Annotated in this window: 26 protein-coding genes; 17 read left to right on the top strand and 9 right to left on the bottom strand. The window is 73.4% G+C overall.

Annotated features, from left to right (window positions below; all coding sequences use genetic code 11):
- Positions 1–66: 66 nt before the first annotated feature.
- The 3 genes from C1I92_RS19555 to C1I92_RS19545 form a co-directional block, all read right to left on the bottom strand.
- A complete protein-coding gene (locus tag C1I92_RS19555; protein ID WP_146605204.1) occupies positions 67–1875 on the bottom strand; it encodes a hypothetical protein in 1809 nt (602 codons plus the stop codon).
- Between the two features lie 85 nt (positions 1876–1960).
- Entirely contained in the window at positions 1961–2683 is a 723-nt protein-coding gene (locus tag C1I92_RS19550; RefSeq protein ID WP_146605203.1) for a FadR/GntR family transcriptional regulator, read from the bottom strand.
- A 125-nt stretch (positions 2684–2808) separates the two neighbouring features.
- Positions 2809–3075 carry an HPr family phosphocarrier protein gene (locus C1I92_RS19545; protein WP_111256318.1) on the bottom strand — a complete coding sequence of 89 codons (267 nt, stop codon included), beginning with the start codon at positions 3073–3075 and terminating at the stop codon, positions 2809–2811.
- 185 nt (positions 3076–3260) lie between these two features.
- Between C1I92_RS19545 and fbaA the strand changes: the two genes are divergently transcribed.
- The 3 genes from fbaA to C1I92_RS19530 are packed head-to-tail and all read left to right on the top strand — an operon-like array spanning position 3261 to position 6037.
- On the top strand, positions 3261–4283 hold the full coding sequence (gene fbaA, locus C1I92_RS19540; RefSeq protein WP_111256317.1) for a class II fructose-bisphosphate aldolase: 1023 nt from the start codon (positions 3261–3263) through the stop codon (positions 4281–4283).
- Complete coding sequence (locus tag C1I92_RS19535; protein WP_369124121.1) at positions 4280–4693, top strand: DUF3151 domain-containing protein; 414 nt, start codon at positions 4280–4282, stop codon at positions 4691–4693. Before fbaA ends, C1I92_RS19535 begins: the two co-directional genes overlap by 4 nt.
- A 57-nt stretch (positions 4694–4750) precedes the next feature.
- The gene (locus C1I92_RS19530) at positions 4751–6037 is read left to right on the top strand and encodes an adenylosuccinate synthase (protein WP_111256315.1); all 1287 of its coding nucleotides are present in this window, start codon (positions 4751–4753) and stop codon (positions 6035–6037) included.
- A 9-nt stretch (positions 6038–6046) separates the two neighbouring features.
- Here the strand turns inward: C1I92_RS19530 and C1I92_RS19525 are convergent, their stop codons facing one another.
- Both C1I92_RS19525 and C1I92_RS19520 read right to left on the bottom strand, forming a co-directional pair.
- Positions 6047–6643, bottom strand: a complete 597-nt coding sequence (locus C1I92_RS19525; RefSeq protein ID WP_111256314.1) for a GNAT family N-acetyltransferase — start codon at positions 6641–6643, stop codon at positions 6047–6049.
- Positions 6640–7269 (bottom strand): TetR/AcrR family transcriptional regulator, encoded by a 630-nt coding sequence (locus C1I92_RS19520; protein ID WP_111256340.1) that lies wholly within the window; start codon positions 7267–7269, stop codon positions 6640–6642. Before C1I92_RS19520 ends, C1I92_RS19525 begins: the two co-directional genes overlap by 4 nt.
- Before the next feature lie 85 nt (positions 7270–7354).
- Here C1I92_RS19520 and C1I92_RS19515 point away from each other — a divergent pair, with 85 nt between their 5' ends.
- Both C1I92_RS19515 and C1I92_RS19510 read left to right on the top strand, forming a co-directional pair.
- The gene (locus C1I92_RS19515; RefSeq protein ID WP_111256313.1) at positions 7355–9445 is read left to right on the top strand and encodes an MMPL family transporter; all 2091 of its coding nucleotides are present in this window, start codon (positions 7355–7357) and stop codon (positions 9443–9445) included.
- A gap of 22 nt (positions 9446–9467) precedes the next feature.
- The gene (locus tag C1I92_RS19510) at positions 9468–10064 is read left to right on the top strand and encodes a GNAT family N-acetyltransferase (RefSeq protein WP_111256312.1); all 597 of its coding nucleotides are present in this window, start codon (positions 9468–9470) and stop codon (positions 10062–10064) included.
- Positions 10065–10068: 4 nt separating this feature from the next.
- Here C1I92_RS19510 and C1I92_RS19505 read toward each other — a convergent pair whose 3' ends face one another.
- Both C1I92_RS19505 and C1I92_RS19500 read right to left on the bottom strand, forming a co-directional pair.
- Entirely contained in the window at positions 10069–10848 is a 780-nt protein-coding gene (locus C1I92_RS19505) for a tyrosine-protein phosphatase (protein ID WP_111256339.1), read from the bottom strand.
- A gap of 5 nt (positions 10849–10853) precedes the next feature.
- Positions 10854–11729, bottom strand: a complete 876-nt coding sequence (locus C1I92_RS19500; RefSeq protein ID WP_146605202.1) for a LysR family transcriptional regulator — start codon at positions 11727–11729, stop codon at positions 10854–10856.
- Between the two features lie 89 nt (positions 11730–11818).
- Between C1I92_RS19500 and C1I92_RS19495 the strand changes: the two genes are divergently transcribed.
- The 8 genes from C1I92_RS19495 (at position 11819) to C1I92_RS19465 (ending at position 17211) form a co-directional block, all read left to right on the top strand.
- Positions 11819–12721: a TIGR03564 family F420-dependent LLM class oxidoreductase gene (locus C1I92_RS19495; RefSeq protein WP_111256310.1), complete on the top strand. Its 903-nt coding sequence runs from the start codon at positions 11819–11821 to the stop codon at positions 12719–12721.
- Between the two features lie 11 nt (positions 12722–12732).
- Entirely contained in the window at positions 12733–13971 is a 1239-nt protein-coding gene (gene purD / locus C1I92_RS19490) for a phosphoribosylamine--glycine ligase (protein ID WP_111256309.1), read from the top strand.
- On the top strand, positions 13968–14828 hold the full coding sequence (gene folP, locus C1I92_RS19485; RefSeq protein WP_199521389.1) for a dihydropteroate synthase: 861 nt from the start codon (positions 13968–13970) through the stop codon (positions 14826–14828). Before purD ends, folP begins: the two co-directional genes overlap by 4 nt.
- A gap of 68 nt (positions 14829–14896) precedes the next feature.
- The gene (gene folB / locus C1I92_RS19480; RefSeq protein ID WP_111256308.1) at positions 14897–15259 is read left to right on the top strand and encodes a dihydroneopterin aldolase; all 363 of its coding nucleotides are present in this window, start codon (positions 14897–14899) and stop codon (positions 15257–15259) included.
- Positions 15256–15822 carry a 2-amino-4-hydroxy-6-hydroxymethyldihydropteridine diphosphokinase gene (folK, locus tag C1I92_RS19475; RefSeq protein WP_111256307.1) on the top strand — a complete coding sequence of 189 codons (567 nt, stop codon included), beginning with the start codon at positions 15256–15258 and terminating at the stop codon, positions 15820–15822. The genes folB and folK overlap by 4 nt, the downstream gene beginning before the upstream one ends.
- A gap of 6 nt (positions 15823–15828) precedes the next feature.
- Positions 15829–16305, top strand: coding sequence for a DUF3180 domain-containing protein (locus C1I92_RS19470; protein ID WP_111256306.1), 477 nt, complete (start codon positions 15829–15831; stop codon positions 16303–16305).
- Between the two features lie 42 nt (positions 16306–16347).
- Positions 16348–16545 carry a hypothetical protein gene (locus tag C1I92_RS33415; protein WP_146605201.1) on the top strand — a complete coding sequence of 66 codons (198 nt, stop codon included), beginning with the start codon at positions 16348–16350 and terminating at the stop codon, positions 16543–16545.
- Positions 16546–16623: 78 nt separating this feature from the next.
- Positions 16624–17211, top strand: coding sequence for a hypothetical protein (locus C1I92_RS19465; protein WP_111256305.1), 588 nt, complete (start codon positions 16624–16626; stop codon positions 17209–17211).
- Here C1I92_RS19465 and C1I92_RS19460 read toward each other — a convergent pair.
- Both C1I92_RS19460 and C1I92_RS19455 read right to left on the bottom strand, forming a co-directional pair.
- Positions 17208–17906: an alpha/beta fold hydrolase gene (locus C1I92_RS19460; RefSeq protein ID WP_199521388.1), complete on the bottom strand. Its 699-nt coding sequence runs from the start codon at positions 17904–17906 to the stop codon at positions 17208–17210. The two genes, C1I92_RS19465 and C1I92_RS19460, sit on opposite strands and share 4 nt — an antisense overlap.
- A gap of 28 nt (positions 17907–17934) precedes the next feature.
- Positions 17935–19086, bottom strand: a complete 1152-nt coding sequence (locus C1I92_RS19455) for an ABC transporter ATP-binding protein (RefSeq protein WP_111256303.1) — start codon at positions 19084–19086, stop codon at positions 17935–17937.
- Between the two features lie 24 nt (positions 19087–19110).
- Between C1I92_RS19455 and C1I92_RS19450 the strand changes: the two genes are divergently transcribed.
- The 4 genes from C1I92_RS19450 (at position 19111) to C1I92_RS35330 (ending at position 22230) form a co-directional block, all read left to right on the top strand.
- A complete protein-coding gene (locus C1I92_RS19450) occupies positions 19111–19815 on the top strand; it encodes an ABC transporter permease (protein ID WP_111256302.1) in 705 nt (234 codons plus the stop codon).
- Positions 19812–20546, top strand: coding sequence for an ABC transporter permease (locus C1I92_RS19445; protein ID WP_111256301.1), 735 nt, complete (start codon positions 19812–19814; stop codon positions 20544–20546). The genes C1I92_RS19450 and C1I92_RS19445 overlap by 4 nt, the downstream gene beginning before the upstream one ends.
- A 98-nt stretch (positions 20547–20644) precedes the next feature.
- Entirely contained in the window at positions 20645–21622 is a 978-nt protein-coding gene (locus C1I92_RS19440) for an ABC transporter substrate-binding protein (protein WP_111256300.1), read from the top strand.
- Positions 21619–22230 (top strand): DUF1684 domain-containing protein, encoded by a 612-nt coding sequence (locus tag C1I92_RS35330; RefSeq protein WP_111256337.1) that lies wholly within the window; start codon positions 21619–21621, stop codon positions 22228–22230. The genes C1I92_RS19440 and C1I92_RS35330 overlap by 4 nt, the downstream gene beginning before the upstream one ends.
- Positions 22231–22233 lie beyond the last annotated feature (3 nt).

Here is a 22233-nt window from a genome sequence, read left to right as displayed (position 1 = left end):
GCAGGGCCGCGCCGCACGCTAGCACGCGCCGGCGACGCCCTCGGCCGCCTTCGACGAACACAAGGGCTAGCCCTGCCCACCCACCGCCACCCCATCCGTGTCGGAGCCGAACCGGGACCCCTTGATCCGCAGTACGCCGGACCCGTCGGCGTGCAGTGCGCCGCCGGCCAGCGGCAGCAGGTTGGGCGCGGCGCCGGTGAGCCCGGTGTTGCCGTACGCCGCGCTGGCGTAGAGGCTGCCGCCCTCGAACGTCATCGTCGCGCCGGACTCGAACGTGTTCTGGGTGGCGATGACGCTGGCCGCGGCGGTGACGACGACCCGGCCGGGTGCGGCGCCGGCCACGTGGTTGCCGGTGAACACGTTGCCTGCGCCCTCGAACCGCCCTGCGAACGGCCCGGCCGGCGTGCGGAAGTGGTTGCCCGACAGTTGCGCCTGGTCGCCGCGGACCCGGAACGCCGCGGCGGTCGCCGACACGAACGTCGAGTCGGTGAGCTTGAGCCGGACGCCGGCCGGCGGCGCGTTCAGCACGTACTGCGATGCGCACTCGGCGACGTGCAGGCCGGTGATCGTCGCGTCCGCGCCGGCCACCAGCACCGCCTCCAAGGTCGCGGCGTCGCCGTGCCGGAACGCACAGTCGGCGAGCCGGATCCGGGTGCCGCCGATCCGCACCGCCCGGCCGTCGGCGCTGCTGCCAGTCGTGGCACCGAAGCGCAGGTCCGAGAACGTGCACGAGTCGGCCAGCTCGCCGATTTCCAGGAACCGGCGCGCGGTGTCGCCGCCGCGCACGCCCCGGACGTGGCTGTCCCACACGCGGCGCGTGAAGATCACGAACGACCCGGCGCCGGCGGTGTCGCCCAGCGCGAGCCCGTCGAACCGGACCCGGTGCGCGTTGGAGACGACGACGTAGTTGTAGCCGGTCGCGTGGCAGGTGATGTCGCTGAAGGAGATGTCGTGCACGTCGGCGCCTCCGAGGTCCTCGGTGCTGGTGGTGCCGCCGGGATAGTAGGAGAGGTCCACGCCGGCGGTCTGGCCCTCGACGCTGATGACGGCGAACGTGGACCGCGGCTCGGTGGCCGCCTCGTACACCGTCACGTCGCGGCAGCGGATGTTCGCGCAGTGGTACTGGAAGGTCAGCGCCTTGCGCCCGATGCGGGAGAAATAGAGGTCGTCGACCTGCACGTCGCGGCAGAACGAGCCGCCCAGGCCGTTGTCGTTCGCCCCGTTGTTCGTGTCCAGGTGCAGCCCGCTGACCCGGACGCCCTGCACGTAGCGCTGCGGCGGCCCCGACGGTGTCGACGGCGCGGCGCCGTGGATGCCGAGCAGCTCGCCGGCTCCGCCCGGACCGGACACCAGGACGATCCGGGAGCGGTACCCGTCGCCGAACCAGTGCGTGCCGTCGACGAGCAGGCTGATCGAGTCCGTCGTCAGGTAGCCGCCGTCGACGCCGGGCACGTACATCGTCCCGCCGCGCCGCGCCGCGGCCTGCAGCGCCGCCGTGTCGTCGGTCCCCGTGCCGGTGGCCAGGTCGTAGTCGCCGGCCGCGCCGAGCGCCTTCACCGACACGACGTCCTCGGCCAGCTCCCACCAGGCGCCGTCGCGGGTGCGCAGGTGCCAGCGCTCCGGCAGGGCCGGCGCGGCGTCCAACCGCCGGTACAGCGCGCCGCCGCCGTCGCCGGCCTCGGCGTAGCCGCACGTGCGCACCGCCCGCACCCGCCCGTTGACGACCAGCTGTTCTGCAGCCGCTCGCGACGGCACGGTCAGCGCCTCGCTGCCGGCCGGATCGGCGCCGGCGGCCGGTCCCGCGGCCGCCACACCTACCGCACCCGCTCCGGCGACTCCCAGCAGCGAACGTCTGGTCAACGGCGACACGGACATGGCAACTCCTCGAAGGCGACGGAAGAGAGCAGGGTCCAGCGGGGCACGGACCCGAACGGTCCGCACCCGGAACAGGAAGGCAGAGCTACGACCTGGCGCGGTCCAGCCGGGTCAGGATGGGCGCGTAGTGGTCGGACAGGGCGTCGTGCACGGCCGGGACGTCGCTGCGGAGCACCGCCCGGTAGATGGCGTCGTGCTGCCGGTAGGTGTCGGCCGGCCTGTCGTCGGCGATCTCCGCGACCTGCCCGACCGCCCGGCTCATCGTCAGCCAGAACGCGTCGAGCAGCTTGAGCGCGACCGCGTTGCCGGCGTCGGCGAACAGCGTGCGGTGGAACCGGCGGTCCTGGTCGAGGACGTCGACGCCGCGCTCGGACTTCTCCTTCATCTCGCCGAGGATCTGCGCCAGCTCGGCCTTGGTCTGGTCGGTCATGTCGTGCACCGCGCGCTCGATCAGGTCGTTCTCGACGGCGCGGCGCACCTCCAGCAGGTCGGCGAGCTCGCTGAAGTCGAACAGCAGGTTGAACGGGAGGTTGTCGATGAGCAGGGACAGCGAGAAGTCCTTGACGAACACCCCGCTGCCGCGCCGGGTCTCGAGGATGCCGAGGGACACCAGTCCCTTGACCGCCTCGCGGACGGAGTTGCGGCTGACGCCGAGCTGCTGGGCCAGCGCGCCCTCGGCCGGTAGGCCGTCACCCGCGCGCAGGCCGTTGCCGAGGATGTAGTCGCGCAGCGCCGTCTGCACGGATTCGTGCAGGCTCGGCGGCCGCGGCAGCGCCGTCAGTCGCGTCAGTTGGTCCCCCTGTGCCACGTGCACTCCTCCCCGGCGGTGATTTGTAGGATAACCGAGCAATGTCCAGGACCACAAGGTGCCCGGGAAACGGCGACGCCGCAGGTGGACGGGCCACCTGCGGCGTCGGCGCCGAAGCTGCGGAGCTACTCGTCGAGGTCGCGTTCCAGCAGCGTGACGAGGGCGTCGAGGGCGGCGTCGGCCTTGTCCCCCTCCGCGGACAGGACCACCTGGTCGCCCTGTTCTACCCCGAGCGTCATGATCGACAGGATGCTGGACGCGTCGACCGGTTCCCCGTCCGGCTTGCGGATCGACACCTTCGTGGGCTGTTCCGCGGCGGCCTTGACGAAGACAGCGGCGGGCCGGGCGTGCAGCCCGGCCTTGCTTGCGACGACTGCGGTGCGCTCGGGCACGGCGTCTCCTCTACTGAGGTCGTGGGTTGACCAGGCCCCAAGCCTATCGGCCCGGCGCATGCGGGGACGGTTTCGCGTTACCACCGGGTTACGGTGAATACTGGGCCTGACATGCGTGCCCCCCGCAGACGTGGGGCGAGAGCCCGGACGGCTGGGTACTGCCGTCCGACCGGAACGGAGCATCCATGCCCATCGCCACTCCCGAGGTCTACGCAGAGATGATCGACCGGGCCAAGGCCGGCTCGTTCGCCTACCCCGCGATCAACGTGACGTCCTCGCAGACGATCAACGCCGCGATCCGCGGGTTCGCCGAAGCCGAGAGCGACGGCATCATCCAGATCTCCACCGGGGGTGCCGAGTACATCTCCGGCCCGACCGTCAAGGACCGCGTCCGCGGCGCCGTCGCCTTCTCCGCGTTCGCCTACGAGGTCGCGCAGAGCTACGACGTGCAGATCGCGCTGCACACCGACCACGCCCCGCTCGACGCCGTCGAGCACTGGGTGAAGCCGCTGCTCGCGCTGTCCACCGAGCGGGTCAAGAACGGCGGCGCGCCGCTGTTCAACTCGCACATGTGGGACGGCTCGGCGGTGCCGCTGGACCAGAACCTCAAGGTCGCCGAGGAGCTGCTGGCGCTGTCGGCCGAGGCCAGGACGATCCTCGAGATCGAGGTCGGCGTGGTCGGCGGCGAGGAGGACGGCGTCGCGCACGAGATCAACGACAAGCTGTACACGACGGTCGAGGACGGCCTGGCCACCGCCGAGGCGCTCGGCCTGGGCGAGCGCGGCCGCTACATCGTCGCGCTGACGTTCGGCAACGTGCACGGCGTCTACAAGCCGGGCAACGTCAAGCTGCGCCCGGAGATCCTGCGCGACATCCAGCAGGCCGTCGGCGGGCAGTACGGCAAGGACAAGCCGTTCGACCTGGTCTTCCACGGCGGCTCCGGCTCGACGGCGCAGGAGATCAGCGACGCGGTCGACTACGGCGTCATCAAGATGAACATCGACACCGACACCCAGTACGCCTTCACCCGTCCCGTGGTGGGCCACATGTTCACCAACTACGACGGTGTGCTGAAGGTCGACGGCGAGGTCGGCAACAAGAAGGCCTACGACCCGCGCGCTTGGGGCAAGCTGGCCGAGGCGGGTCTGGCCGAGCGCGTCGTCGAGGCCACCCAGCAGCTGCGGTCGGCCGGCCAGAAGATTCGCTGATGGCGGGCGAGAACCTGCTGGCCGGTCCGCCGGAGACGCTGCTGCCCGACGACCCGGAGGCCCGCGAGGCTCTGATGTCGGGCGTCGACGCGGCCACGGTGGCGGCGGCACACCCGACCTACTCCGCGGCGTGGGCCGACCTCGCCGACCGCGCGTTCGCCGCCGGTGACGCCGTCACGTCCTACGCGTTCGCCCGCACCGGCTACCACCGCGGGCTGGACCAGCTGCGCCGGGCCGGTTGGCGGGGCCAGGGGCCGATCCCGTGGGCGCACGAGCCCAACCGCGGCTTCCTGCGCTCGCTGAACGCGCTCGGCCGGGCCGCCGAGGCCATCGGCGAGACCGATGAGGCCACCCGCTGCGCGCAGTTCCTCCGCGACTCCAGCGAAGAGGCCGCCGAAGCGCTCGGCTGACCCGTGCGGGGGATCGTCGCGATCCCCCGCACCTCGACACAGGGGGACACACACCGCATGCCCGCGATCGTGCTCGTCGGCGCCCAGTGGGGCGACGAAGGCAAAGGCAAGGCCACCGACCTCATCGGCGGCCAGGTCGACTACGTCGTGAAGTTCAACGGCGGCAACAACGCCGGTCACACCGTCGTCATCGACGGCGAGACCTACGCGCTGCACCTGCTGCCGTCGGGCATCCTGACGCCGAGCGTCACGCCGGTCATCGGCAACGGCGTCGTGATCGACCTCGCGGTGCTGTTCCAGGAGCTGGACGGGCTGGAGGCCCGCGGCATCGACACGTCGCGGCTGGTCGTGAGCGCGAACGCGCACCTGATCCCGTCGTACAACCGGACGCTGGACAAGGTGACCGAGCGGTTCCTCGGCAAGCGTCGCATCGGCACCACCGGCCGCGGCATCGGCCCCACCTACGCGGACAAGATGTCGCGCGTCGGCCTGCGGGTGCAGGACCTGTTCGACGAGAACATCCTGCGGCAGAAGGTCGAGGGCGCGCTGGAGCAGAAGAACCAGCTGCTGGTGAAGGTCTACAACCGCCGCGCCGCCAGCGTCGACGAGGTGACCGACGAGCTGCTGGGCTACGCCGACCGGCTGCGGCCGATGGTCACCGACACCGCGCTGCTGCTGGACCAGGCGCTCACCGACGGCAAGGTCGTGATCATGGAGGCCGGGCAGGCGACGCTGCTCGACGTCGATCACGGCACCTACCCGTTCGTGACCTCGTCGAACGCGACCGCGGGCGGCGCCAGCACCGGCTCGGGCATCCCGCCGACCCGCATCGACGGCGTCATCGCGGTACTCAAGGCGTACACGACGCGCGTCGGCGAGGGCCCGTTCCCGACCGAGCTGTTCGGCGCCGAGGGCGACCGGCTGCGCAAGGCCGGCGGCGAGTTCGGCACGACGACCGGACGCCCGCGCCGCTGCGGCTGGCTGGACACCGTCATCGGCCGGTACGCCACGCGCATCAACGGCACCACCGACCTGGTCGTGACCAAGCTGGACGTGCTCACCGGCTACGACCCGGTGCCGGTCTGCGTCGCCTACGAGATCGACGGCGTCCGGCACGACGAGATGCCGATGACGCAGACCGAGTTCCACCACGCCGTCCCGATCTTCGAGTACTTCGAGGGCTGGGACGACGACATCAGCGGCGCCCGCACCCTCGACGACCTGCCGCCGGCCGCGCGCCGCTACCTGGAGGCCGTCGAGGAGATGTGCAACGCGCCGATCTCCGCCGTCGGCGTGGGGCCGGGCCGGGAACAGATCGTCGCGATCCGCGACCTCGTCCGCTGACCCGTCCCGTCACGGGGCGGTGGGGCGGCCCATCGTGCGGCCGTTCGCCGACTCGCGCAGCGTCGTGAAGCCCATCCGCTCGTAGAACGCGATCGCCCGGGTGTTCGCGGCGCCGACGCCGAGGTGGACGGCGGGCGCGCCGGCGTCGTGCAGCGCGGCCAGCAGCGTCTGCATCAGCGCCCGGCCGATGCCCCGGCCCTGCGTGCGGGGGAGCAGGTCGATGTGCAGGTGGGCGGGGTAGTCGGCGACGATCGCCGGGTCGGCCGAGCGGTCCTCGTGCAGCCGCTCGACGTAGTAGGCGTCGCGGGTCCCGGCCGGGAACGACCCCGGCGGGTACTTCGCCCGCAGCGGCGGCCACCATTGCCGGTCGCAGTCGCGCTCGAACGCCCTCGTGTCGCGCGCGCCCAGCACGTAGCCGGCCGGCGCGCCGTCGTCGGCGACGAACGCCAGCTCCGGCTCGAACCGCAGGTACGGCCCGACGAACAGCTCGCCGAGCAGCCGCGGGTCGGCGAACTGGCCGGTCGCGTCGCCGCCGTTGTCGCCGGTGCGCAGGCAGATGTCGTAGAGCGCGTCGTCATCGCCGGACTCGTACGGCCGGATGATCACGCCGTGGTCCCTTCTCCGGTCAGGCCACGCAGAGTCATGTCGATGACGCGGTCGACGGACGCCGCGAACAGTTCGGGCGCGATGTGGGCCAGCGGGCCGTCCAGCGCCAGCCGGGCGATGCCGTGCACGGACGCCCACGCCGCGATCTCGGCCAGCGGGCGGCGCTGCGGCGGCAGCCGGCCGGCCGCGACCAGCTCGTCCATGACCTGCGCGACCATGGCGAGGGTGTCGGGCAGGTCGTCGAAGGGCAGCGCGCCCTTCTCGCAGAACGCGACCCGGAACATCCCCGGTTCGGCCAGCGCGAGGCCGACATAGGCCCGGCCGAGCGCCTCGAGCCGGCGCGACGCGGTCTCACCCGGGTCGCCGGTGTCGGGAACGGTGGCAAGCCGCGCGCGCATGGCGTCGGTCAGCACCTCGAACGCCCGCGCCTTGACGCCGAGCAGGAGGTCGTCGGCGTTCTCGAAGTGCCGGTAGGCCGCGGTGGGGCTGACGCCGACCTCGCGGGCCGCGGCCCGGACCCCGACTGCGTCCGGACCGCCCTTCTCGGCGAGCCGCGCGCCGGCGTCGAGCAGCGCGTTGCGGAGGTCGCCGTGGTGGTACGTCGACCGCGTCGTCGGCTCGGACATCCCGTTGATGTTGACACCTACCCACATGTGATGGCAAGTTGACACCCGTCAAGTTTACGCCCGTCCACATCAGTGAGGAACGCTCATGCTGGACCATCTCGCGGCCTTCGTCGTGCGCCGGGCCCGGTCCGTTCTCGCGGTCGCCGCCGTCGTCCTCGTGGCGGCCGGCGTCGTCGGCGCGGGCGCGTTCGGGCAGCTGCAGTCCGAGGGCTTCACCGACCCCGCGGCCGAGTCCGTCGCCGCCGACGAGCTGATGGCGGCGGCCGGCGGCCGGGCCGACCTGGTGCTGGTGGCCACCGCCGGGTCCGGCACCGTCGACGACGCCGCGCCCGCCGGCCTGGTGCTGACGGAGCGGCTCGCCGCCGAGCCGGGCGTCGCCGGCGCGCGGTCCTACTGGACCACCGGCGCGCCGTCGCTGCGGTCGACGGACGGGACGCGGGCGCTGGTGCTGGTGACGCTGGCCGACCCGGACTCCGACGACGCCGCGGCGGTCGCCGACGAGTACCGCGGTGATCAGGACGGCCTGACGGTCGTCGCGGGCGGCCCGGCCGTTGCCGAGGACGAGGTGGTCGAGCAGGTCGGGGCCGACCTGCTGGTGGCCGAGGCGATCGCCGTCCCGCTCATCCTCGTGCTGCTGGTGTTCGCGTTCGGCAGCGTCGTCGCGGCGCTGCTGCCGCTGGCCATCGGCGCGGTGGCGATCGTCGGCACGTTCGCCGAGCTGGCCGTGCTGGGGACGAACACCGACGTCTCGGTGTTCGCGATCAACCTGACGACGGCGCTCGGCCTGGGCCTGGCGATCGACTACGCGCTGCTGGTGGTCGGGCGGTTCCGGGAGGAGTTGGCGCACGACGGCGACGTCGAGGCCGCGGTCGTGCGGACAATGCGCACCGCCGGGCGGGCGGTCGTGTTCAGCGGGCTGGCGGTCGCGGCGGCGCTGGCCGCGCTGCTGGTGTTCCCGATGTACTTCCTGCGCTCGTTCGCCTACGCGGGCATCGGCGTCGTGCTGATCTCCGTCGTCGCCGTCCTGACGGTGCTGCCCGCGCTGCTCGCCGTGCTGGGCCGCCGCGTCGACGCGGGCCGGGTGCCGTGGACCCGGGGTGCCCGCAGCGCCGAGGCGCCGTTCTGGGGCCGGCTCGCGGCCGGGGTGATGCGCCGTCCAGCTCTCGCGGTGCTGCCGGTGGCCGGTGTGCTGCTGGCGCTGGCCGTGCCGGTGCTCGGCGTCACGTTCGGGATGCCGGACGACCGCGTGCTGCCGACGTCCGCCGAGAGCCGGCAGGTCGGCGACGCCCTGCGCGACGACTTCCCGGCCGGCGAGGCCACCGCGCTCGACGTGGTGACCACCGGGCCGGTCGACGACGCCGCGCTGTCCGCGTACACAGCCCGGCTGTCCGAGCTGCCCGCCGTCGAGCGGGTCGACGTGGCCATGTCCGGCCCCGAGCACGCGCTGCTGGCCGTCGTCACCGAGGCCGACCGGGCCTCGGGGACCGCCCGCGACCTGGTCCGCGACATCCGCGCGGTGCCGCCGCCGGTCGGGGTCGACGCGCTGGTCGGCGGCGCGAGCGCGCAGCTGGTCGACACCCTGGACGCGATCGGCGCCGGCTTGCCGGTGGCCGCCGGGATGATCGTCGTCACGACGTTCGTGATCCTGTTCCTGTTCACCGGCAGCGTCGTGCAGCCGATCCGGGCGCTGCTGTCGAACGTGCTCGTGCTGGCCGCGACGTTCGGCGTGCTGGTGATGATCTTCCAGGACGGCGCGCTGTCGTCGGTGCTCGGCTTCACGGCGGCGCCACTGAACACGGCGATGATCCTGCTGCTGTTCTGCATCGTGTTCGGGCTCTCGATGGACTACGAGGTGTTCGTGATGAGCCGCATCCGCGAGCAGGTCGCGGCGGGCGCGAGCGTCCACGACGCCACCGTCACCGGGCTGGCCCGCACCGGCCGCATCGTGACGACGGCCGCGGCGCTGCTCGCGGTGTCGTTCTTCGCGTTCGTCACCGGGCAGGTCAGCTTCCTGCAGCTGTTCGGGCTGGGCTGCGGGCTGGCCATCCTGCTGGACGCGACGGTGGTCCGCGGCGTCCTCGTGCCGGCGTCGATGCGGCTGCTCGGACGGCACGCCTGGTACGCGCCGCCGCTGCTGCGCCGGCTGCACGCGCGGGTCGGGCTCAGCGAGGCCTGAGGCGGTCGGCGATGATGGCCCGGTGACCACCATCGCCGCCGTGCCGCTGGCCAACCCGTGGATCGAGCTGGAGCCGCTGTCGTCGGCGCACCTGGACGAGCTGAACGCCGCCGTGTCCGAGCCGGACGAGCTGTTCCGCTGGCTGTCGACCTGGCAGCCGGGGCCCGACGGCGGCCTGGCCGGCTCGCTCGACGCGGCGCTGGCGGCGGCCGCCCGCGGCGACGCCGTGGGGTGGGCGATCCGGCGCCGTGCCGACGGCCGCGTCGTCGGGTCCACGTCGTACCTGGACATCGATCCGGGGAACGGCCGGGTCGAGGTCGGCTCCACCTGGGTCGGCACCGCATGGTGGCGCACCGAGGTCAACACGGCGACGAAGCTGCTGGTCATCGGGCACGCGTTCGAGACGCTCGGGCTGGAGCGGGTGGCGCTGAAGACCGACCACCTCAACGTCCGGTCGCAGCGTGCGATCGAGCGGCTGGGCGCGCGGCGCGAGGGCGTGCTCCGTCACCACATGCGCCGCTGGGACGGCGGCTGGCGCGACACCGTCTACTACTCGATCCTGCGCGAGGAGTGGCCGGGCGTGCGGACCCGGCTCGAGGCGGCGCTGGCGGATCGTTGAGAGCTCAGCCGACTAGCCGGGCGCGCAGCGCGGCGGTCTCGTCGTCGGTCCAGCCGTGCAGTTGGAGCCAGCCGGTCGCGCCGCCGAACTCGGTGTCGACGAAGTCGAGGAACGTGTGCATCGACTCCGCGCGCGGCAGGTTCGCGTCGTTGGGCCGGCCCTCGAGGTCGGCGGCGTACGTGGCGCTGGCCTTGAGCCGGGTCATGATCGCGTCGATGCGCTCGCCGGTCTGCACGTAGTCGTCGACGACGGCCTGCCGGTCGACGCCGACGACGGACAGCGCCAGCGCGCAGACGACGCCGGTGCGGTCCTTGCCGGCCGCGCAGTGCACCAGCGTCGAGCCGCCGGAGGTCGCCATCGTGCGCAGAGCCGCCACGACGTTGCCGGGCCGGTGCCGCAGGTAATTGGTGTAGTAGACGCCGGAGTTCACCCAGATCGTCTCGTCGCCGTCCTTGGCCGTCGTCCACGGCAGCACGCTGTCGGCCTCGACGTCGGTGGCCGTGCCGACCTCGGGGTAGAGCGACAGGTGGTGGACGGTGACGGCGTCGACGTGGGTGAGCGGGCCCGGCCCCTCGGCCGTCACCTCGAACGTCGTGCGCAGGTCGACGACGTCGCGCACCAGGTGCTCGCCGGTGAGCCGGTCGATGTCGTCGCCGATGAGGTCCTGCAGGTTGTCCGATCGCAGCACCTGGCCGAAGCGGGTGACGCGGCCGTCGGTGGTGGGTAGCCCGCCGAGGTCGCGGACGTTGACCGCGCCGACGAGGTCGATCCATCGCTCGCTCATCACCGTCAACCGTAGTCGATGATGTCGGAGCCGCCGAAGGCCGTGGCCAGCCCGGCCCGGCACTCCGCGGGCATCCGCGCCGGCGTCACCAGCAGGCCCGGCAGCGGCAGCGGCGGGTCGAACCGCAGCGTCCGCACGCCCGCCGGCGGCGGTGGCCCGCCGGCCGGGATCGGCGCCCACTGGTCCGCGGCGCCGGCCAGCTCCAGCAGGGTCCGTTCGACCGTGCCCGCCGGCCGGTCCGGCATCGGGCGGACCCCGGCGCCGGCCAGCAGCCGGTGGAACGGGCCGTCGCACTGCGGCGCGGGCAGCCGGGCCGGCCGACCGGCCAGGTCGGCGACGCGGACGGTGTCGCCGCCGGCATGCGGATGGCCGGCCGGGAGCGCCGCCACGACCTCGTCGCACCACTCCTGGCTGGCGACGAGCTCGTCGTCGGTCGCGACCGCGCCCTGGACGAGGACGGCGTCCAGATCACCACGGCGCAGCGCGTCCAGCTGGGCGCTGACCGGACCGTCGGCGAGCTCCACGCCGAGGTCCGGGCGGTCCGCCCGCAGCGCCGCCAGCCCGCGCGCGACCCGTCGCTCCAGCCCGGCGGCGGCGCCCAGCCGCAGCACGGCGGTCCGCCCGGCCAGCTCGTCCGCCAGCGCCGTCGTCTCCGCGGCCGCGGCCAGCACACGCCGGGCCTGGGCCAGCAGCCGCCGCCCGTCATCGGTGAGCCGGACCCGCCGCGACGACCGGTCGAACAGCCGCACGCCGAACTCCCGCTCCAGCCGGCCGATCTGCTGGCTCACCGCGGGCTGGACGATGTGCAGCCGCTCGGCGGCCCGGCCGAAGTGCAGCTCCTCGGCCACCGTCACGAAGTACCTGAGCTGACGCAGCTCCACTCGCGGCCTCCCGTCGATCACCGGATGTGATCGCTGCACAGGACAACCGGCCGTTGGTCCGGGCTGTTCCGACGGCTTGACTCGATGCCATGCGGATCGGGGTGTGGATCGACGACGACGGCGTGAGCGTTGCGACAGTGGCCGAGCGGGCCCGGGCGGCCGCGGCGGCCGGGTACGAGGCGGTGTGGCTGGGCGAGCGGTCCGGCTGGGACCCGCTGACGCTGCTGACGGCGATCGGCCCGGCGGTGCCGGACGTGCGGCTGGGCACGGCCGTCGTCCGGACCCATCCGCGGCACCCGCTGGCGCTGGCCGCCCAGGCGCTGACGGTGCACGCGGCGACCGGCGGACGGCTGGTGCTCGGCGTCGGGCCGAGCCACGCGCCGATCGTCGAGGGCCAGTACGGGCTGCCGTACGACCGGCCCGCCGCGCACACCCGCGAGTACCTGACGGCGCTGCGGCCGCTGCTGCGCGGCGAGCCGGTCTCGTTCGCCGGCGAGCTGCTGGCCGCGAACGGGCAGGTGAGCGTGGCAGTGGAGCCGCCGCCGGTGCTGCTGTCGGCGCTCGGCCCGGCGATGCTGCGGGTGGCCGGCGAGCTGGCCGACGGCACCGTCACCACCTGGGCCGGACCGCGCTCCATCGGCGAGCACGTCGTCCCGGCGCTCACCGCCGCCGCGACCGCGTCCGGCCGCCCAAACCGCCCCGCCGTCATCGCCGGGGTGTGCGTCGCCGTGACGGCGGACCCGGACGGCGCCCGCGCCTGGGTGCAGCGGCAGTTCGGCCCGGCGAGCGACCTGCCGGGCTACCGCGCCCAACTGGACCGCGAGGGTGTCCGGACCCCCGGAGAGACGGTCATCGCCGGGGACGAGGAGACCGTCGGCCGGGCCTTCCGGGCGTTCGCCGACGCCGGCGCCGACGAGCTGCAGCTGATCCCGGTCGGGCCGGCGGCGGACCGGATCCGGACACTGGAGGTGGCCGCGACCCTCGCCCGATAGGGTCGGCGTCCGTGAAGGTACTCGTCATCGGATCCGGCGCCCGCGAGCACGCGCTGGTGCGCTGCCTGCTGCGCGATCCCGAGGTCTCCGAGGTGCACGCCGCGCCGGGCAACGCGGGCATCGCCGCGGACGTCGCCGTCCACTCCGTCGTCGCGGACCAGCCCGAGGCCGTGGCCGACCTGGCCGCCCGGCTCAGTGCGGACCTCGTCGTGGTCGGTCCGGAGGGCCCGCTGGTCGCGGGCGTCGCGGACGCCGTCAAGGCGCGCGGCATCGCCTGCTTCGGCCCGTCCGGGCGGGCGGCCCGGCTGGAGGGGTCGAAGGCCTTCGCCAAGGACGTCATGGCCGCGGCCGAGGTCCCGACCGCGATGGCCCTGGTCTGCGAGACCCGCGCCGAGGCCGAGGCCGCGCTGGACCGGTTCGGTGCGCCGCACGTCGTCAAGGACGACGGTCTGGCGGCCGGGAAGGGCGTCGTCGTCACCGACGACCGTGCGGCCGCGCTGGCGCACGCCGAGGCCTGCGGCCGGGTGGTCATCGAGGAGTACCTCGACGGTCCCGAGGTGTCGCTGTTCTGCGTCACCGACGGCCGGGTCGCGGTGCCGCTCACCCCGGCGCAGGACTTCAAGCGCGCCTATGACGGCGACGAGGGCCCGAACACCGGCGGCATGGGCGCCTACACGCCGCTGCCGTGGGCGCCGGAGGGCCTGGTCGACGACGTCATGGCCCGGGTGGTGCAGCCGACCATCGACGAGATGCTGCGCCGCGGCACCCCGTTCGCCGGGCTGCTGTACGTGGGGCTCGCGCTGACGTCGCGCGGCGTGCGGGTGGTCGAGTTCAACGCCCGGTTCGGCGACCCCGAGACGCAGGCCGTGCTGGCCCGGCTGCGGTCCGGGCTCGGCGGGCTGCTGCGGGCCGCGGCGACCGGCATGCTGGCCCAGCATCCGGCGCCGGTGTGGCGCGACGGCGCCGCGGTCACCGTCGTCGTCGCGGCGAACGGCTACCCGGCCGCGCCGCGCACCGGCGACCCGATCGGCGGCCTGGCCGAGGCGGCCGCCGTCAAGGGGGTCGAGGTGCTGCACGCCGGCACCCGCCTGGACGCCGACGGCGCCGTCGTGTCCAGCGGCGGCCGGGTGCTGTCGGTCACCGGCGTCGGCGACGACATCGACGAGGCGCGCGCTCGCGCGTACGAGGCGGTCGGCTATATCACCCTCGACGGCAGCCACCACCGCACCGACATCGCGTTGCGCCGATGAGCGCCGGCCGCCCGCTGCGCTACGTCGCGGACCTGCCGCGGCCGGACCGCACGCTCGTCATGGGCGTCGTCAACGTGACGCCGGACTCGTTCTCCGACGGTGGCTTCTGGTACGAGCCGGCCGACGCGATCGAGCACGGGCTGCAGCTGATGGAGCAGGGCGCCGACCTCGTCGACGTCGGTGGCGAGTCCACCCGGCCCGGGGCACAGCGGCCGTCGGCGGAGGAGGAGCGGCGCCGGGTGCTGCCGGTGATCCGCGAGCTCGCCGCCGCGGGCGCCGTCGTCTCCGTCGACACCATGCGCGCCGAGGTCGCCGTGCTCGCGCTGGAGGCCGGCGCGCGGCTGGTCAACGACCAGTCCGCCGGGCAGGCCGACCCGGACATGCTGCGGGTCATGGCCGAGGCGGACGTCCCGGTCGTGCTCATGCACTGGCGCGGGCATGCCGACCACATGCAGGAGCGGGCGACCTACGACGACGTCGTCGCCGACGTCCTGGCCGAGCTGCGGCCGCGGATCGACGCCGCCGTGGCCGCCGGGGTGCGGCCGGAGCACATCGCCGTCGACCCCGGCCTCGGCTTCGCCAAGACCTGGGACCACAACTGGACGCTGCTGGCCCGGCTGGCCGAGCTGCACGCGCTGGAGCTGCCGGTGCTCGTGGCGGCGTCGCGCAAGACGTTCCTCGGCGAGCTGCTGGCTGACCCGGCGACCGGCGAGCGCCGTCCGCCGGCCAGCCGCGACGCCGCGACCGACGCGCTTTCGACGGTGATCGCGCTGGCCGGGGCCTGGTGCGTCCGGGTGCACACCGTCCCCGCGACGCTGGACGCGGTGCGGGTGGCGGCCCGGCTCGCGCGAGGATGAACCGGCGTGGGCAATCCCACTCCCGTCCGGGTGCCCGGCGGGCGGGTGGTGGCGGCTAGGGTCGTCTGGTGACTGACCGCATCGAGCTGCGCGGGCTGACCGCGCGGGGGCGCCACGGCTGGTTCGACCACGAACGGGAGAACGGCCAGCTGTTCCGCGTCGACGTCGCGCTGAGCGTCGATACTCGTGCTGCGGCCCGGAGCGACGACCTGACCGACACCGTGGACTATGGCAGTCTTGCTGAGCGGGTGGTCGGCCTCGTCTCGGGGGAGCCGGTCCGACTGGTCGAGACGCTTGCCCAGCGCATCGCTGACCTCTGCCTGGACGATCCCAGGGTGGAGGCTGCCGAAGTGACCGTGCACAAGCCGGAGGCGCCGGTGACGGTGCCCTTCGACGACGTGACCGTGACGATTCGAAGGGCCAGAACGTGACCAATGTCCCCAACCCCAACGTCGTCGACGCCGACACCCTGACCGGTGACCTGCGCCCGCTGCGCCGTACCGCGTTCGCGCTGGGCAGCAACCTGGGTGACCGGCTGGAGTTCCTGCAGGCGGCCGTCGACACCCTCACCGACTCGTCCGAGATCGTGCCCGTCGCGGTCTCGCCGGTGTACGAGTCCGAGCCGGTCGGCACCCCCGAGGGCTCGCCGCGGTTCCTCAACGCCGTCCTCGTCGTCGACACGACGCTCTCGCCGCGCTCGCTGATGGAGCGGGCGCAGTCCACCGAGTCCGCCTACGGCCGCACCCGCGACGTCCCGAACGGCCCGCGCACGCTCGACATCGACGTGCTCGCCGTCGGCGACGTCACCTCCGACGACGACGATCTGCACGTGCCGCACCCGCGGCTGGCCGAGCGGGCGTTCGTGCTGGTCCCGTGGGCCGACATAGACCCCGACTTCAGCGTCCCCGGTCTGGGCCGGGTGATCGACCTCAGCTCCGCCGTCGACGCCACCGGCGTCCGCCGGCTGGACGAGGCCCTCGAGATCCCCGCCTGACGACCTGTGCAGAGGACGAGGATCGGCTCGCTGATCTGGGTCGCCCTGGTGGCGGTCCCGGTCGGCTGGTCCATCGGCCGCGTCGTCGACGCGATGTCCGACGTGCTGCCGCCGATCCCGTGGGTGCTGCCGGCGCTGCTGCTGTTCCTCGCGATCGCGATGTTCGCCGGCGCCCGGGCGGTGCGCGGCTGGATCCACGAGCGTCGCTTCGACACCCGCATCGACGCGCTGCGAGTGGCCCGCTCGGTGGCGCTGGCCAAGGCGTCGGAGTACTTCGGCGCAGTCCTGGTCGGCGTCTACACGGGGCTCGGCCTGCTCGCCGTCGGCCGCCTCGACTCCCCGATGGGCCGCAACCGGGCCATCCTCTCCGCCGTCGTCATCGTGGCCGCGGTCGTGCTGACGATCGCCGCCGTCCGCCTCGAACGCGCCGGCGAGGTCCCGCCCCCGTCCGACGACGAGAACGGCGGCGCCCACCCGGCCTGAAATCCAGGTGACGCGGGGCCTTCGGTCCCGGATCATCGAGGCATGACCGACCCACGTGTGCTGCCGTCCGGAGGCGCGACCGGCGGGCTCGCGCTGAGCCGCGCCCGGGTCCCGCACGAGCCGCAGGTGCCGTGGCGGGTGCCGGCGGCCTGGCGGCGGCGGCCACGTGCGCTGGGAGCGGCGCGGCGGGCGATCGCTCACGTCACTGGCGGCCGGCGAGCGCGACCTCGGCGCGGGTGAAACACGGGACGGAAGTTCCCGGTGTGGCGCGGCGTGTGAAGTCCGATTCGCGCCGTACAAGAAGGTACGGTGACGCCCATGGCCTCCGTCCGTCACCGCCGCCGCCTCACCGCTGTCCGTCTGCTCGCCGTCGCCGCGCCGACGGCGGCCATCGCGCTGACGGTCGCCGCCCTGGTCCTGAGCGGGCCGTGGCCGCGCATCGCGGCCGCCGCGGGCGCCGTCGCGGCGGCGGTGCTGGGCGCGTTCGTGCTCCGGCTGGAGCGCAAGCTGCGGGTCGAGGTGGCGACGGTCCGGGCCGAGCAGGCGGCGGAGTACTCCGAGGCGCACGCCCGCTACTCCGAGGAGCACCGCGAGTTCACCGACCACATGGTCGGCCTGCTCGACGTCGCGTCCGAGCGGATCGACGTCATGCGCTCGAAGCTGGACCTGCTGGAGGCCGAGATCGCGGCCGCCCGCAGCGCCCGCCCCGGCGCCTCCACCCCGAGCGTCGAGCTGGCCCGGCTGGCCGAGGGCGCGGAGTGGAACGACCTGTGGCCCGACCTCTCCGAGGCGCCGACGGTCGTCGACCTCATCAAGTGGGAGGACAAGAACACCGAGCTGCTGCCCGAGGCGGACCGCAAGAAGAAGGCCGCCCCCGCGCCGCAGCGCGAGGAGCGCAGCGCCTAGCTCGCGTCGCCGGCGCAGGCCTTCGTGACGACGTCGACCCAGACCTCGGGATGGGTCGACCACAGGTCGTGCGGCACACCCGGGACCTCGACGTAGACGCCGTGCTCGACCAGCGCCGCGAGCTGACGGAGCGGCCACGACGGGCGGATGTCGTGCTCGGCGGCGACGATGGTCATCGGGACCCGGCAGTCGGCCAGGCGCCGGAACAAGTCGTCGCTGTGGATCCACTCGACGAACGAGTCGCTCAGCGACCGGTACACCCCGGGGTCCCAGTCGATGGCGATCTCGGGTTCGGTGTGCTTGAGCGCCTCGTAGGTGCGCGACCAGGTCCGGTCCTTGTGGAGTCCGTGCCCGGCGACGCCGACGACTGAGCGGACCCGGCCGGGGTGATCCAGGGCGTAGCGGACCGCCAGGTCGGCGCCCCAGGAGTGGCCGAGCACCACCCAGCTGTCGACACCGGCGAACCGTCTGACCGCCTCGAGGTCGGCGACGGCCTGCTCGAGGGTGTGCGGGCCCCCGCCGGAACGCCCGACGCCGCGTGGTTCGGGATACCAGGCCCGCATTCCGCGCGGCGCGATGTCATCGTGCTCGAGGTAGTGGACGCAGCCCGGGCCACCTGACAGGACCACGACGTCGGGCCCGCTTCCTGTGACGCCCACGTGCAGGCGGGTCCGGTCGTCGGCTCGCACCGTCACCGAGCGCATGCGCTGGGGTTCGTCCGGCCTAGGCGTTCTGCACCGTCTCGAGCACGACCTCGGCCCGGGCGACGTCCTTGGCCTCGGCCTCGACGGAGCGCCGCAGCGCCGCGTGCAGCGTCGTGGGCGTCAGCACGCCGACGTAGCGGTCGTCGTCGAGGACGGCGATCCAGCCGGCGTTCCACTGCAGCATCTCCGCGAACGCCACCTTGAGCGAGTCGTCCAGCTCGACCCAGGCCTCCATCCGCCGCGCGCGCTCGCGGACCTTCCCGGCGCCGGTCAGCATGTCGTGGCCGACCCAGCCGGCCAGCCCGCCGTCGGCGTCGAGCACCACCGCCCACCGCCCGTCGCCCAGCTCGGCGCCCGCGGTGGCGACGTCGTCGTCGGCGCGGACGACCGGCGGGTGCTCCAGGTCGGCCGGGGTGATGGCGGTGACGGAGAGCCGCTTGAGGCCGCGGTCGGCGCCGACGAAGTCGGCCACGAACTCCGTCGCCGGCATGCCGAGGATGGCCGCCGGCGTGTCGAACTGCTCCAGCCGGCCGCCCTGCTTGAAGACCGCGATCCGGTCGCCGAGCCGGACCGCCTCCTCGATGTCATGCGTGACGAACAGGATCGTCTTGCGCACGTCGTCCTGCAGCCGCAGGAACTCGTCCTGCAGTTGCGACCGGACCACCGGGTCGACGGCGCTGAACGGCTCGTCCATCAGCAGCACCGGCGGGTCGACGGCGAGCGCGCGGGCCACGCCGACGCGCTGCCGCTGGCCGCCGGAGAGCTCGTGCGGGTACCGCTTGCCGTGCACCGCCGGGTCGAGGCCGACCAGCTCCATCAGCTCGCGGGCGCGCTCGTGGCGGCGCTTGCGCTGCCAGCCGACCAGCTCCGGCACGACGGCGATGTTCTCCTCGATGGTGCGGTGCGGGAAGAGCCCGACGTTCTGGATGACGTAACCGATGCCGCGGCGCAGCGCGACCGGGTCGGCGTCGGTGACGTCGACACCGTCGACGACGATGCGCCCGCCGGTCGGCTCCACCAGCCGGTTCACCATCTTCATCGTCGTGGTCTTGCCGCAGCCGGACGGGCCGACGAGGACGACCAGTTCGCCGCGGCCCACCTCGAGCGTCAGCTCCTGCACCGCGACCGTGCCGTCCGGGTACCTCTTGGAGACACGGTCGAGACGAATCATCGGTTCTTCGGTAGCGTCAACGGAATGGCGCTCTCCGGGCCCGTTCATACCGCAACCCTGACCGACAACTGCCTCGTGCGCAACGACTGGGTGTGTGGCGAGTACATCCGTACGCGGCGCGAGGACATCACCGAGGCGCTCGGTCAGCACGTCACCATCACGGTGCTCTCCGTCGTCATCGGCTTCGCCGTCGCGCTGGTGCTGGCCGTGCTGGCGCGCCGGCTCGGCTGGCTGCGCGGCGTGATCCTCGGCACGTCGACGGCGCTGTACACGCTGCCGTCGCTGGCGCTGTTCTCGCTGCTGCTGCCGTTCACCGGCATCACGATGACGACGGTCGTGATCGGGCTGGTGCTGTACTCGCTGACGATCCTGGTCCGCGGCATCCTCACCGGCCTGGACGCGGTGCCGGATGACGTCCGCGAGGCGGCCGTCGGGATGGGCTACGACGGCCTGCGGCTGCTGCGCAAGGTGGAGCTTCCGCTGGCGGTGCCGGCGATCTTCGCCTCGCTCCGCGTCGCGACGGTGTCGACGGTCGCGCTGACGACGGTGGGCATGATCGTCAACCACGGCGGCCTGGGCAACCTCATCAACCGCGGTCTGAGCAGCAACTTCCACGCCGAGGTGCTGACGGCGTCGGTGCTGTGCGTGGTGCTCGCGCTGATCGCCGACGCGCTGCTGCTCGGGCTGCAACGCTGGCTCACGCCCTGGCGCCGGACGGTGACCGCATGAACGGGCTCCTGGACGGCCTGAGCTGGCTCTTCGACGCCGACAACTGGTCCGGCCCGACGGGCGTCGGCACCCGGCTGGTAGAGCACCTCTGGATCAGCGGGGCGGCGGTGCTGATCGCCTGCGCCATCGCGCTGCCGATCGGCCTGTGGCTCGGGCACCTCGGCCGCGGCGGCACACTGGCCATCAACATCAGCAACATCGGCCGGGCGGTGCCGACGTTCGCGATCCTGGCGCTGCTCTACATGACCCCGCTCGCGCTGTCGGCCTGGACGACGATCATCGCGCTGGTGCTCTTCGGCATCCCGCCGATCCTCACCAACGCCTACGTCGGCATGCGCGAGGTCGACCGCGACGCCGTCGAGGCCGCTCGTGGCATGGGCATGAGCGGGCCCCAGCTGCTGCGCGGCGTCGAGCTGCCGCTGGCGATCCCGCTCATCATGGGCGGCGTCCGGCTGGCGACGGTGCAGATCGTGGCCACGGCGACGCTGGCCGCCATCATCTCCGGCCCGGGGCTGGGCCGGATCATCACCAGCGGCTTCGGCCGCCAGGACACCCCGCAGATCGTCGGCGGCGCGATCATCGTCTGCCTGCTCGCGCTGGTCGTCGAGGGGCTGATGGCGCTGCTGCAGCGCTCCGTCGACCCGATGCGCCGGACCCGCCGGCGCCGGACGAGATCGGATCGTGACCGGGGAATGCCGCTGATCGCCGACGAGGTTGTCAGTGGCGCGTAGTTGACTGATTCCACGCGGGCGCTATGAGGTGCTCGCCGGACACGCGTGCCGGGCCCGACGCCCGGCACGGGACACAGAAGGTGACACCGGTGAATGTCATGACCATGCGGAGACGAGCGGCCGTGCTGGCGACGGCGGCCGGCCTGGCGCTGTCGCTGGCGGCGTGCGGCGGCGACGACGACCCGTTCGAGGAGGGTGACGGCGACTCGACCGCCACCGAGGGCGGTGGCGGCGGGGGCGACCTCACCGTCGGCGGCGCCAACTTCACCGAGATGGTGATCATGCAGGAGATGTACGCGGCGCTGCTGGAGGACGCCGGGTACAACGTCGACATCCAGTCCGTCGACGCACGCGAGATCTACGAGCCGGCGCTGGAGAGCGGCGAGATCGACATCGTGCCGGAGTACCTGGCCACGTTCGCCGAGTTCCTCAACGGCGCCATCAACGGCCCGGACGCCCCGTCGAGCGCGCCGATCGCCACGTCCGACGCGACCGAGACGGTCGACGCGGCCCGGCCGCTGGCCGAGGAGCGCGGGCTGACGATTCTCGACCCGGCCGAGGCGGCCAGCCAGAACGCGTTCGCCGTCACCCAGGAGTTCGCCGACCAGAACGGCCTGACCACGCTCTCCGACCTCGGCGCGCTGGGGCAGCCGATCACGCTGGCCGCGGTCGAGGAGTGCCCGGACCGGCCGTTCTGCGAGCCGGGCCTGGAGTCGGTGTACGGGCTCGACATCGTCGACCCGCCGCTGGCCACCGGGTTCAGCACGAGCGAGACCAAGCAGGCGGTGGAGCGCGGCGACGCCCAGCTCGGCCTGGTCGGCACCACCGACGGCACGCTCGACCAGTTCGGCCTGGTCACGCTCGAGGACGACCAGGGGTTGCAGGCCGCGGACAACCTGGTGCCGGTGGTCAACACCGAGTCCGCCGGCGACCCCGCCATCGCCGAGGTGCTCAACCAGCTCGCCGAGGTCCTCACCACCGACGACCTCGCCACGCTGAACGCCCAGGTCGACGCCGAGCGGCAGCAGGCGCCCGACGTCGCACGGGCCTACCTCGAGGACAAGGGGCTGCTCTGATCGGCGCGCTCGACGTCCTGGACTGGCGGCGCCGGGTCCACGCGCTCTACGCCGCCGTCCGGGACACCAGCGAGCGCGACCCGGCCGGCGCCCGCGAGGAGTGGGCGGCCGGCAGGGACGAGCTGGTCCGCACGCATCCCGCGTCGCCGGTCCGGTCCGAGGCCCGGGCCGGCTTCGCGGGCCTGCGGCACGCCGCGTACGACCCGGCGCTGCGGTTCGTGCTGCCGGTCGACCCCGACGTCGAGCCGCGGCGGATCGAGGTGCCGACGGCCACCGACGGCGTCGTGCCGTTCGTGCTGGCCGGCCGGCTGCACTTGCCGCTGGGCGACCTGGACGTCTGGTGGCTGGACTCCTACGGCGGCGGCGTGTTCGTGCCGGTCAAGGACGCGTCGGCCGGCCGGGCGACCTACGGCGGCGGGCGCTACCTGCTCGACACCGTCAAGGGCGCCGATCTCGGCGGCTCGGTGCACGACGCCCTCGTCGTCGACCTCAACTTCGCCTACAACCCGTCCTGCGCCTACGACCCGGCCTGGACCTGTCCGCTGGCGCCGCCCGGCAACACGCTCGCCGTCGATGTCGCGGCCGGCGAGCTGATCCCGCCGGAGTAGCCT

The organism is Jiangella anatolica (assembly GCF_003236295.1).
GTDB lineage: Bacteria > Actinomycetota > Actinomycetes > Jiangellales > Jiangellaceae > Jiangella > Jiangella anatolica.
The sequence above is the reverse complement of the archived record's forward strand: the minus strand, read 5'-3'. Positions and strand labels throughout refer to the sequence as shown.

What these genes read in the sequence shown, in the direction of transcription:
- C1I92_RS19555 (WP_146605204.1), bottom strand. Translation starts at nt 1,875, where the DNA reads ATGTCCGTGTCGCCGTTGACCAGACGTTCGCTGCTGGGAGTCGCCGGA.
- fbaA (WP_111256317.1), top strand. Translation starts at nt 3,261, where the DNA reads ATGCCCATCGCCACTCCCGAGGTCTACGCAGAGATGATCGACCGGGCC.
- C1I92_RS19530 (WP_111256315.1), top strand. Translation starts at nt 4,751, where the DNA reads ATGCCCGCGATCGTGCTCGTCGGCGCCCAGTGGGGCGACGAAGGCAAA.
- C1I92_RS19520 (WP_111256340.1), bottom strand. Translation starts at nt 7,269, where the DNA reads ATGTCCGAGCCGACGACGCGGTCGACGTACCACCACGGCGACCTCCGC.
- C1I92_RS19515 (WP_111256313.1), top strand. Translation starts at nt 7,355, where the DNA reads ATGCTGGACCATCTCGCGGCCTTCGTCGTGCGCCGGGCCCGGTCCGTT.
- C1I92_RS19505 (WP_111256339.1), bottom strand. Translation starts at nt 10,848, where the DNA reads ATGAGCGAGCGATGGATCGACCTCGTCGGCGCGGTCAACGTCCGCGAC.
- C1I92_RS19495 (WP_111256310.1), top strand. Translation starts at nt 11,819, where the DNA reads ATGCGGATCGGGGTGTGGATCGACGACGACGGCGTGAGCGTTGCGACA.
- folP (WP_199521389.1), top strand. Translation starts at nt 13,968, where the DNA reads ATGAGCGCCGGCCGCCCGCTGCGCTACGTCGCGGACCTGCCGCGGCCG.
- C1I92_RS33415 (WP_146605201.1), top strand. Translation starts at nt 16,348, where the DNA reads ATGACCGACCCACGTGTGCTGCCGTCCGGAGGCGCGACCGGCGGGCTC.
- C1I92_RS19465 (WP_111256305.1), top strand. Translation starts at nt 16,624, where the DNA reads ATGGCCTCCGTCCGTCACCGCCGCCGCCTCACCGCTGTCCGTCTGCTC.
- C1I92_RS19455 (WP_111256303.1), bottom strand. Translation starts at nt 19,086, where the DNA reads ATGATTCGTCTCGACCGTGTCTCCAAGAGGTACCCGGACGGCACGGTC.
- C1I92_RS19450 (WP_111256302.1), top strand. Translation starts at nt 19,111, where the DNA reads ATGGCGCTCTCCGGGCCCGTTCATACCGCAACCCTGACCGACAACTGC.
- C1I92_RS19445 (WP_111256301.1), top strand. Translation starts at nt 19,812, where the DNA reads ATGAACGGGCTCCTGGACGGCCTGAGCTGGCTCTTCGACGCCGACAAC.
- C1I92_RS19440 (WP_111256300.1), top strand. Translation starts at nt 20,645, where the DNA reads ATGACCATGCGGAGACGAGCGGCCGTGCTGGCGACGGCGGCCGGCCTG.